At 59.0% G+C, this 9,484-nt stretch carries 5 protein-coding genes; 1 reads left to right on the top strand and 4 read right to left on the bottom strand.

From position 1 onward, the window contains the following. Window positions 1-320: 320 nt before the first annotated feature. The 4 genes from AXK12_RS01180 to coaE all read right to left on the bottom strand — a co-directional run bounded on the left by AXK12_RS01180 (window position 321) and on the right by coaE (window position 7,712). Window positions 321-2,462, bottom strand: coding sequence for a TonB-dependent receptor (locus AXK12_RS01180; protein ID WP_068710949.1), 2,142 nt, complete (start codon window positions 2,460-2,462; stop codon window positions 321-323). Between the two features lie 383 nt (window positions 2,463-2,845). After that, window positions 2,846-4,495 (bottom strand): GspE/PulE family protein, encoded by a 1,650-nt coding sequence (locus AXK12_RS01175; protein ID WP_068710948.1) that lies wholly within the window; start codon window positions 4,493-4,495, stop codon window positions 2,846-2,848. A gap of 413 nt (window positions 4,496-4,908) precedes the next feature. Next, window positions 4,909-6,981 (bottom strand): transcription termination factor Rho, encoded by a 2,073-nt coding sequence (gene rho, locus AXK12_RS08425; protein ID WP_082782541.1) that lies wholly within the window; start codon window positions 6,979-6,981, stop codon window positions 4,909-4,911. Between the two features lie 80 nt (window positions 6,982-7,061). Continuing rightward, entirely contained in the window at window positions 7,062-7,712 is a 651-nt protein-coding gene (gene coaE, locus AXK12_RS01165) for a dephospho-CoA kinase (RefSeq protein ID WP_068710947.1), read from the bottom strand. 170 nt (window positions 7,713-7,882) lie between these two features. On the opposite strand from coaE, the gene AXK12_RS01160 reads away from it, so the two are divergent. Beyond that, on the top strand, window positions 7,883-9,421 hold the full coding sequence (locus AXK12_RS01160) for a YifB family Mg chelatase-like AAA ATPase (protein WP_068710952.1): 1,539 nt from the start codon (window positions 7,883-7,885) through the stop codon (window positions 9,419-9,421). The last annotated feature ends 63 nt before the right edge of the window (window positions 9,422-9,484 follow it).

Genomic DNA, 9,484 nt, shown 5'->3' with positions numbered 1-9,484 from the left:
ACCTGGGGGGGGGGGGGAGGTAAGTTCTGCTAATACATAAGCGCTCTGCAGATGAAAACACCCGAGTAGAGAAGTGATATACAGAAACGTTCGGCACGACATAGGCACAGACGTGCGATACGCACTCCGCCGCCTTAAATAAGAACCAGGCTCTAAAAATAGCCCAATCGCTATGCGCTTTCCGACCGGGTACCCTATCCTATCTCCCTAGGGCCTGTTCCCGAGATAAATGCCAGAGATCACAGACCTCCACTGCGCGTGTGGGGCGCAGCCTGCGGCTGCGCCCCACGCGTAGTGGGAAAAACGGGAGTCCCCTTCTTTTAAAAAATGTAGTTAGCGCTAAGGAGGAAGCTACGTGGGGCACCGGGCATGCTGCTCGAGCGCCAATAGTCTTTGCCCGCTAAATTCGTCATCGCGAGCGTGACCGTCCACGGCATCACGCGCCAGCCTACTGAGGCATCCCAGCGCGTGTAGCCGGAGCGCTGGCTCGTATTTGCGAGGTCGTTGTAAATCGGGCCTTTGTAAGTCACACCGATTTCCGCATAAAAGGGGCTTTTCGGTGCATAGCGTAGAAACAGGTTTCCGGTTTTGCGTGCGATGCCGCGCTTGTGGCGACCTTCGTTGGCGGGCGTCGACTTGTCTTCAATGATTTTCGCTTCCTGCAAACCGACGCCACTGCGCACGTATAAGCCGCTTTCTAGAATTTTCCCAGTCAAGCTAAGCTCTGCACCGCGGGAGCGTTCGCTACCGCGCACTGCCCAGAGGAAGGGGTCGTTATCAGGGTCGGGACGATAGCGGATGTTATAGAGCTCCAACTCGTAAACCGAGACTTGGGAAGAAAGCCGATCATCGAACCATTCGCTCTTAATCCCCACCTCGTATTGTCGGGAATATTGCGGGTCAGCGTCGTATACTGCGGTATCGTCCACAGAAACACTCATCAAGCCTCGCCCACCGTAAGGCGCGAAGTTTTTACTATAAGATACATACAGGCTTTGGCTCTCCGAAGGCTGCCAAATCACGCCGACACGCGGGCTAAAGGTATCCCCACGGTAGCCGCGCTGTTTATCGGTGATGAGGTTGTGCGAGCGGAAATGAAACCGATCGAAACGCCCACCAAGCAACACTTTCCAATGCTCGCCCACACTCATTAAATCTTGAACGTAAAGGGCTTCACTCGTCGCACGGTGGCGATTCGAGGTCTTTGCCTCACCACGCGGCGTTTTCGACTCAATGAATACAGGATCATAGGGGTCGATTTCCCAAGGATAGAGTAAACCCGGGTCAGAACTCGCTCCCGAGGTCGCCAAATTAGGCAGCCGTTTTTCGCGTGAGGCCTCGCCACCGAACAAAAGGGTGTGGCTGATTGGGCCTGTATTAAAATGCCCGCTCAGGTCGATCGTATTGATAAAAGTCGTGTTACTCGTCTCCTGCCACGCACGGGTAAAGGTCATCGTCCCCTTTGTAGGATTGTATCTTCCCGCATACAAGTGGTCGAAGTCTTGCGCAGACTCGTTCCACGCAGCCGTCCATTTTAGCGACCAATTACTGTTGAATGCATAGTTTAACTCCGAGCGGATGCTTTCGGCAATGTCTTCTACAAAATCGTCGGGATGCGCATAGGCAGTGCGGCTAGAGACACCCTCGGGCAGCGCATCAAAAGCCGGAGCGCGGTCGGGGCGCCGCCAGACTTTGTCATAGGTATATTGTGCCAGCCAGCTTAGTCCTTGTTTATTATCAATCAGGATACTGGGCGAAAACATCCGATTTCGATTCGATATTCCGCGTCGAAAACTATCGGACTGTTCAAAATCGGTAGTCAGTCGCACCACGACATTGTCAGTTACGACTTGGTTCACATCGACGGTCGCGCCGCGATTTTCCCAAGAGCCGCCACGCACACCGATGCTGCTCACGGCATCAAAACGGGCTTGTTTGCTAATCAAATTAACCACGCCACCACCGAGCCCGCGCCCGTAGAGGACGGAGGCAGGGCCTTTTACGATTTCGATCCGCTCCACGTTAGCCGTGCCGCGCCGGATTTGGCCGGCATTGCGCACGCCGTCGCGGTAGATGTCGTTAGAGTCCGCCGCAAAACCGCGAATCGTGATGCCGTCGCTGCGCATATCATACGAGGTATCCAGCCCCGGTGTGCCGTCTAGGAGAACGCTCAAGTCGTTCAATCCGTAGACTTTATATTTACTCATTTCGAGCGTATTAATGGTCTGCGGCACGTCGCGCGCGTCCATCGCCATCTTAGTCGCAGTCGAGACGACTTTTTGGCGGCTATCATCGCGGTCGAGCACGTCGGCCACGATTTCAAGTGCATCAAGCTGGATGGGACTGGCGTCCTCCTGTAGTGCTGCTTGCCCCCAGCCGAGTGGCACTGCGGCGCATAAAAGCGCACAGCACAGCGCGTTGCGAAAGACCGCTTGGGCAAAGTGAAGGTTTCTCAGATTCATCTTGGTAGTTAGAGAGACGTGGTCTCACAGACTCTTCCCAAGGAGAGCAAGTAAATGCATCTGAATCCTAGTATTAAAACGGAGCGCTAAGCCCTCCAAGTCGCTTCGGCGACCTTTCTCGCCCAAGTCGTCCTCTCCCTACGGTCGGCGCCGCCCTCAGCCGATGACATTTTGACCTTCCCGTGCCGCAGGCACGGTAGAAACGTGCTGCGTGCCTCACGCGTGTCCGCGAGGTGAAGAACTCCGACCCTGCGGTCGGAGCTTCTCCTCCACAAGCTAGAGGAGCCTTCGGCTCCATATGACGATGACCTCGCTTGACCTCGCCGTGAACGGCGAGGTGCGCGCTTGGGTTAGTGGTCAATGTCGGAGCCGACCGACCCGCCTCAGCGGTCGCCGAGGGTTTCGGCAAGGACTTCTTCAATCGTGGTGAGTCCGGCCAGGACTTTGCGCCGCCCATCTTCGCGCAGACTGCGCATCCCGTTTTGGCGGGCGTACGCACGGAGCTTCGAGGCACTGGCTCCGGCATGCACGAGTTGCTGCATGGCTTCGTCAATTAGCAGCAGTTCAAAAATCCCCGTCCGGCCGCGATAACCGGTGTGGTGGCACTTCGGGCAGCCGGCTGCGCGGCGAAAGGTCGCTCCCCTCGCCTCTTTCTCTCCTATCCCGAGCAAGCTCAACTCGGCCGCGCTTGGCGTATGGGCTTGGGCGCAGTCGGGGCAGAGTTTTCTCACGAGCCGTTGCGCGAGCACACCGCGCAGGGAGGTCGCCACGAGGAAGGGTTTTACCCCGATCTCGATGAGTCGCGTGACCGCGCCCGGCGAATCGTTGGTGTGCAAGGTCGAGAAAACCATGTGGCCGGTTAGCGAAGCATGAATCGCGATTTCAGCAGTCTCGGCGTCACGGATTTCGCCGAGCATCACGATATTGGGAGCCTGCCGGAGCATAGCGCGCAGCGCAGCGGCAAAGCTCATCCCGAGCTCCGATCGGACGGGCACTTGGTTTACTCCGCTCAATTGATACTCCACCGGATCTTCGACCGTGATAATTTTGCGGTCGGGCTGGTTAATCGCATGAAGGCAACTGTAGAGCGTCGTGGTTTTCCCCGATCCGGTTGGACCGGTGACGAGCACGATGCCGTCTGGCTGTGCGATTAGCCGCTCAAAGGCGGCGCGATCGTCAGCCATGAAGCCGAGTTCACCGAGCCCGAGCCGCAGACTTTCCCCGTCGAGAATGCGCATCACGATGCTCTCGCCGTGTGAGGTTGGCAGCGAGGACACGCGTAAATCGAGTGCGGCTGCACGAGCCCCGCCCACCGCGCTGCTGCTTTGGTTTTCGCTGTTGCGGCTGTCGCCCCGAGCACTCGGCAGCTTGAGCTGAATCCGCCCGTCTTGGGGGAGTCGTTTTTCGGCGATGCTGATACCCGCCATGATTTTGACGCGCGAAATAATCGCCGCCTGCAAGCGTTTCGGTGGGGCCTCCGCCTCAATCAACACACCGTCGATTCGGTAACGCACACGAAATCGCCGCGCCAACGGCTCTAGGTGAATATCCGAAGCGCGCTGCTCCACTGCCCGCATGATGAGCCGATGCACGAGCTGGATAATCGGTGCGTCCAAATCTGCTTCGGCGTCGTTTTCAGAAGTGGCTTCGGGGAACGCTGCGGATACGTCGAGCGAAGCGTGCTCGCTCGCGCTTTCGAGAAACGCACCTGCCGCTGCGATTTCGCGGCCGTAATGACTCGCAGTCGCCGCGCATAACTCCTCGCGCGGCACGAAACACGGAACCACCTCAACGCCGAGCAAATGCGCGATCGCATCCAGCCCGTCAGTATTGAGCGGGTCGGCAGTTGCGACGAAAAGCCGCCGCTGCCCGCCATCCTCATAACGCAACGGCAACAACTCGTAACGCCGCACCAACTCGTGGGGAATCAGCCGGATCAACTCCGCGCTGACTTGAAGCTCCGTCAAGTCTACCCGGGCAATCCCCAATTGCTCGGCAAGCTGTGCAACGGACTCGGGCTCGTCAGCACTCATCAGAGGAAGCCTTACCTAGACCAAGTTCCGAGAGAACACCAGTCCAGCCCTACCCTAAAAACAACAGCCCGCCGTCGCCTAGCGCTGGCTGATACTTCCCCACTACGCGTGGGGCGGCAGGCTGTGCCTGCACCCATTTAGATTTTGGTTTCGCCTCTGCGCGACGCGCAGAAACGAAACCAAAATCTGAAAAGGACAATCCCCTGTCGCGTTGCGACAGGGAGGGGAAAGTAGAGTGATAACCCGTTTGGGCGAGGTGGGAAAAATCACCAGTAAACTCCCGCCTCCAAGTTTGGGTTCCTTTCTACCGAACGCTTGGTTGCCGTGCGAATGCACGGCAACCAAGCGTTCGGTAAATGGGTGCAGCGACACGCTGCCGCCCCACGCGCAGTGGGCAAAGGGCACTGGTCTCCTTAACGCAGGCCGAGCAAGAACTCCGCGTTGGATTTGGTCGCTTTAAGCCGCTTGATGAGCATCTCCATCGACTCGATTGGCCCGAGCCCCTGCATGGCGCGGCGCAGCCCGTAAATCTTCTGCAACTCTTCGGGATGGTAGATGAGCTCCTCTTTACGCGTGCCGGAGCGGTCGATGTTGATCGCGGGGAAAATCCGCCGCTCAACAAGTCCCCGGTCGAGGTGCAACTCCATGTTACCAGTGCCCTTGAACTCCTCGAAAATCACCTCGTCCATGCGGCTGCCCGTATCGACGAGTGCGGTGCCGATAATGGTGAGACTGCCCGCGCCCTCAATGTTGCGCGCGGCACCGAAGAAGCGTTTCGGCTTTTGGAGCGCGGTCGCCTCCATGCCGCCCGACATGATTTTGCCGGAGTTAGAGGCGAGCGCGTTGTAGGCGCGGGCAAGCCGCGTGATCGAGTCGAGCAAGATGACGACGTGCTTACCCTGCTCGACGAGGCGGCGCGCTTTTTCCCCAACCATCTCGGCACAGTGGACGTGGCTCTCCGGGGCTTCGTCGAAGGTCGAGGAAACGACCTCGCCCTTTGTGTGACGGCGGAAGTCGGTGACTTCCTCGGGACGCTCGTCGATGAGGAGCAGGATGAGCGTGTAGTCGGGGAAGTTTTCCGCGACGGAGTTGGCGATGTTTTGCAACAGGATCGTCTTACCCGTGCGCGGCGGTGCGACGATTAGCCCGCGTTGCCCAAATCCAATCGGCGTCAAAATATCGACCGCGCGCATCGACACGTCGCGCTGCACGGCGGGGGCTTCGAGCAAGATGCGCTGAAGCGGGTAGTAAGGCACGAGCTCTTCGAAAGGCGTGACTTTTGAAATTTCCTCGGGGGCGCCACCCATCACGCTCTCGATGCGCACGACGGCCGGGCAGCGCTCGCCCTCGCTCGGCGGGGCGACGAGCACTTCGACTCGGTGACCGCGCTTTAGCCCGTAGCGTTTGATGAGGCACTCGGGCAGCCACGCGTCCTCGGGGTAGAGCCGGTAGTTGACGTGCGTGTGCACGATGAAGGCGCCCTGCGCGTTGATGTCGATGTAGCCTCGATCACGCAGGGGACGTTTCGCCTCCGCAGCGTTTTTGAAAATGAGCTCGATGAGTTGCGCGCGGTTGAGGGTGCCCTCGAAAGTGATACCGAGTGATCGGGCAAAGGTGTTTAGCTCGGCCAGTGCGAGTGCGTAAACGTGGTCGAGGTAAATCGGAGCGTGCGCGGACTCGGCAAGCCCGGCAGCAAGTGCGTCGAGCGCGGCAAGGTCCTCGAAGCGTGACGGATCGGGCAAGTCTCCTTGAACGCCAACTTGCTGTGCAGCGGGCCCAGGCTGCTGTGGGTGCGCAGGGCCGGAGTTATTGCCGCCACCGCCGGGCTGCCACTTGCCGCCTTTCTTGCTGCGGCTGCGCTTGTTCTTCTTCCACGAATCGCGGTCACGGTCGAACTGGGCGCCCGACTGCTGTCCGTTATTTTTGAAGTGGTTCGGCTGATACGGCGGCTTTCGGCCGTTTCCTCCATTTACGTTGCTATTGCCATTTCCGCTCGCCGACTCCGGCGCGGAAACCGGAGCTTCGGGAAGGGGAGCCTCGGGCGAAGCAGGCACTTCGGTTACCGCTTGAGTTGAGGGCCGCTCAAGCGGCCTTTCCCGCTCGGGCAGAGACCACTCGACAACGGCAGCCGGATTCGGCTCGGGCTTAAAAAACGTGCTTCGCTCAGCGCGCGGGGCTGAGTCCTGTGACGACGACGGCGAAGCGACTTGCGCCTCGGTACTTGCGCTCGTCGAGGCCGATACCGCCTTTGCGGACTTCGGTGCGGACGCTTCGGGCTGCGTTTCTGCGGCGCCCAAAGCGGCAGGCTTCTTGCGCGGCCTACCACGCTTCGGTTTCTCAGCAGGCGCGGCAGCTTGGGGCACGAGCACCTCAAGCAAGGTCTGCGAACTATCGACAGTGTCGGTCTTCTTGGTGCGCGGCGCGCGCGGCTTACGCGTCACAGCTTTCTTTACAGGCTCCACTTCAGGGAGGAGGTCATTGTCCATAGGGGATGGGATAGGCGAGAGGTGTTGAGAAAAGGACGGAATGTATTGCGCCGCGTATGACAGAAGAAGTGAGCAGTCCTTCAATTATGCGGACTGTGGGGAAGCTGGGCTATTACGTGTTCCACTTGGTGTTGGAGGGAGCTAAGCGCAGCGTCGTTCCACAAAACGATATCGGCCAAAGAGAGTTTCGTCGCGAGAGGGAGTTGTTTGAGAATGCGTTGTTCGGCGAGTTCCCTGACAACCCCTCGCTGCTCCAGCCGTGCGATTTGCTGGGGCGAAGAGGAGGCCACGCAAACCGTGAGATCAAACCAATTCTCCAAGTGCTTTTCAAAAAGCAGCGGCACCTCAATCACCCAGCGTGTGCTGGGTGGAGCGCAGCAAAGCGCTTCGCGCCAAAGCGAAAAAAGACGCGGGTGTGTGAGCGCCTCCAACCACAGTCGAGCGTCATCGCAGGCAAACACACGCTCCGCCAGCCATGCACGGTCAAGCTCTCCGAAGCACCTCTCCGAACCTGCTCCCGAGCCGCTCATGCCTGTAGTGCCGTTGGCACTATTTGTGAGAAAAACCCCATCGCCGAATTTTTCATGAATTGCCGACAGCACCTCCGGCTCGCGCAAAATCCGATCGCGCACAAGTGCATCGGAGTCCAACCGCGCAAACCCGTGCTCAGCAAACAGTGCCGCTGCAGTCGACTTCCCACACCCCATCCCACCTGTAATGCCGATAATCATAAAATCCCTAAAAGTGCCGATTCGGACTTCGGGTTAGACATCCTTAAGACCTTTGTTTTCATCAACAAAAAACGCTCCACTCCAGAGCAAATTGCCCCCAACCGCCCCACCTCAACCGAAAGAAACGCGCCCCCCTCCCCTTGGCGCTTACTTTTCGCCGCTCGCTCGCCATGTTGGCCTCCATCCATTCTGCCACGCTGCAAGGCATCGTCGCCGCTCCTGTGCAAGTAGAGGTGAACTCCGGCGAGTCGGGCGACCCGCGCCTCGTCCTCGTCGGCCTGCCCGATGCCGCCGTCAAAGAGTCCGAAGACCGCGTGCACTCCGCGCTTAGCAACAGCGGCTTCGCGATGCCCGAGACGCGTACGACAATCAATCTCGCCCCGGCTGACATTCGCAAAGAAGGCCCGCTCTACGACCTGCCCATTGCGCTGGGCATCCTGCTTTCAACTGGCCAACTCACCCCAGTACTCAATCCAGCGGACTATTTGGTTGCAGGCGAACTTGGACTCTCCGGCATCACCCGTCCCATACGCGGTGCACTCGCCATTGCCCAGCTCGCGCGCAAACTTGGCAAAACGGGCCTACTGCTTCCGCCACGCTCGGCAGAAGAAGCCGCGCTCGTTGAAGGAATTGCCGTCTATCGCGTCGAGTCGCTGGACCAAGCCCATCGCTTTCTCAGTGGCACGCTCGCGCTCGCCCCATTGCGCGGCGACCGGCATTTTTTGAGAAAAAGCGATTCGGCACTCAGCGGAGATTTTTCCGAAATCAAAGGTCAGCACGCGCTTCGGCGTGCAGTCGAGGTCGCCGTCGCAGGCAACCACAACCTGCTCATGATTGGCCCGCCTGGCTCGGGGAAGTCGATGATCGCCAAGCGCATCCCGACCATCATGCCCGAGCCCACACTGGATGAGTCGCTCGAAATCTTGAGTATTCACTCGGCAGCCGGGCGCACGATCAGCGGCGAAGCCCCGTGGTGCGAACGTCCCTTTCGCAGCCCACATCACACCATTTCGGATGTCGGCTTACTAGGCGGCGGCACAATGCCCGGCCCAGGAGAAATCTCGCTCGCGCACCACGGCGTTCTCTTTTTGGACGAACTGCCCGAGTTCAAACGCTCAGCCCTCGAAGTATTGCGCCAACCTCTCGAAGACGGCGAAGTCACCATCTCGCGTAGCGCAGGCAAGGTCACGCTTCCGTGCGCCTTCATGCTTACCGCAGCCATGAACCCCTGCCCCTGCGGCTACCTCGGTGACCCACAGCACGAATGCCGCTGCTCGCCCATCCAAATCCAACGCTACCGCTCCCGCATTAGCGGCCCACTCCTCGACCGTATCGACATCCATATCGACGCACCCACGCTCTCGATTCGCGAACTGCGTACCGAGTCCGCAAGCGAAAGCTCGGTGGCAATGCGCGAACGGATTCAAGCTGCGCGTACACGCCAGCACACGCGTTTTGCGGCGACGCGCACCACGAGTAATGCGCGAATGACTCACACTCAGATTCGCCAGTTTTGCCGTATCGACTCGACCCTCGGTGACCTCCTCCAACAAGCGATGGAGCAACTGTCGCTGTCTGCACGCGCCTACGACCGGATCCTCAAAGTCACCCGCACGATCGCCGACCTTGCCGGCTCCGAACACATCGAGCCGCCGCATTTACTCGAAGCCATCCAGTACCGCAGCCTCGACCGGAAGCTATTTTACTAAGCACCCAGTTTACTAAACCCCAAATGCGCGGGTACCGCGCCAACTTCTCCTTCGTATCGTAAG

The sequence above is a fragment of the Cephaloticoccus capnophilus genome (assembly GCF_001580045.1).
Lineage (GTDB): Bacteria > Verrucomicrobiota > Verrucomicrobiia > Opitutales > Opitutaceae > Cephaloticoccus > Cephaloticoccus capnophilus.
Note: the sequence above shows the minus strand (reverse complement) of the source record. Positions and strands in the feature narration are given on the sequence as shown.

Bases quoted from the DNA above. Each gene is read 5' to 3' on its own strand.
- AXK12_RS01180 (WP_068710949.1), bottom strand. From the start codon at position 2,462: ATGAATCTGAGAAACCTTCACTTTGCCCAAGCGGTCTTTCGCAACGCG.
- AXK12_RS01175 (WP_068710948.1), bottom strand. From the start codon at position 4,495: ATGAGTGCTGACGAGCCCGAGTCCGTTGCACAGCTTGCCGAGCAATTG.
- rho (WP_082782541.1), bottom strand. From the start codon at position 6,981: ATGGACAATGACCTCCTCCCTGAAGTGGAGCCTGTAAAGAAAGCTGTG.
- coaE (WP_068710947.1), bottom strand. From the start codon at position 7,712: ATGATTATCGGCATTACAGGTGGGATGGGGTGTGGGAAGTCGACTGCA.
- AXK12_RS01160 (WP_068710952.1), top strand. From the start codon at position 7,883: ATGTTGGCCTCCATCCATTCTGCCACGCTGCAAGGCATCGTCGCCGCT.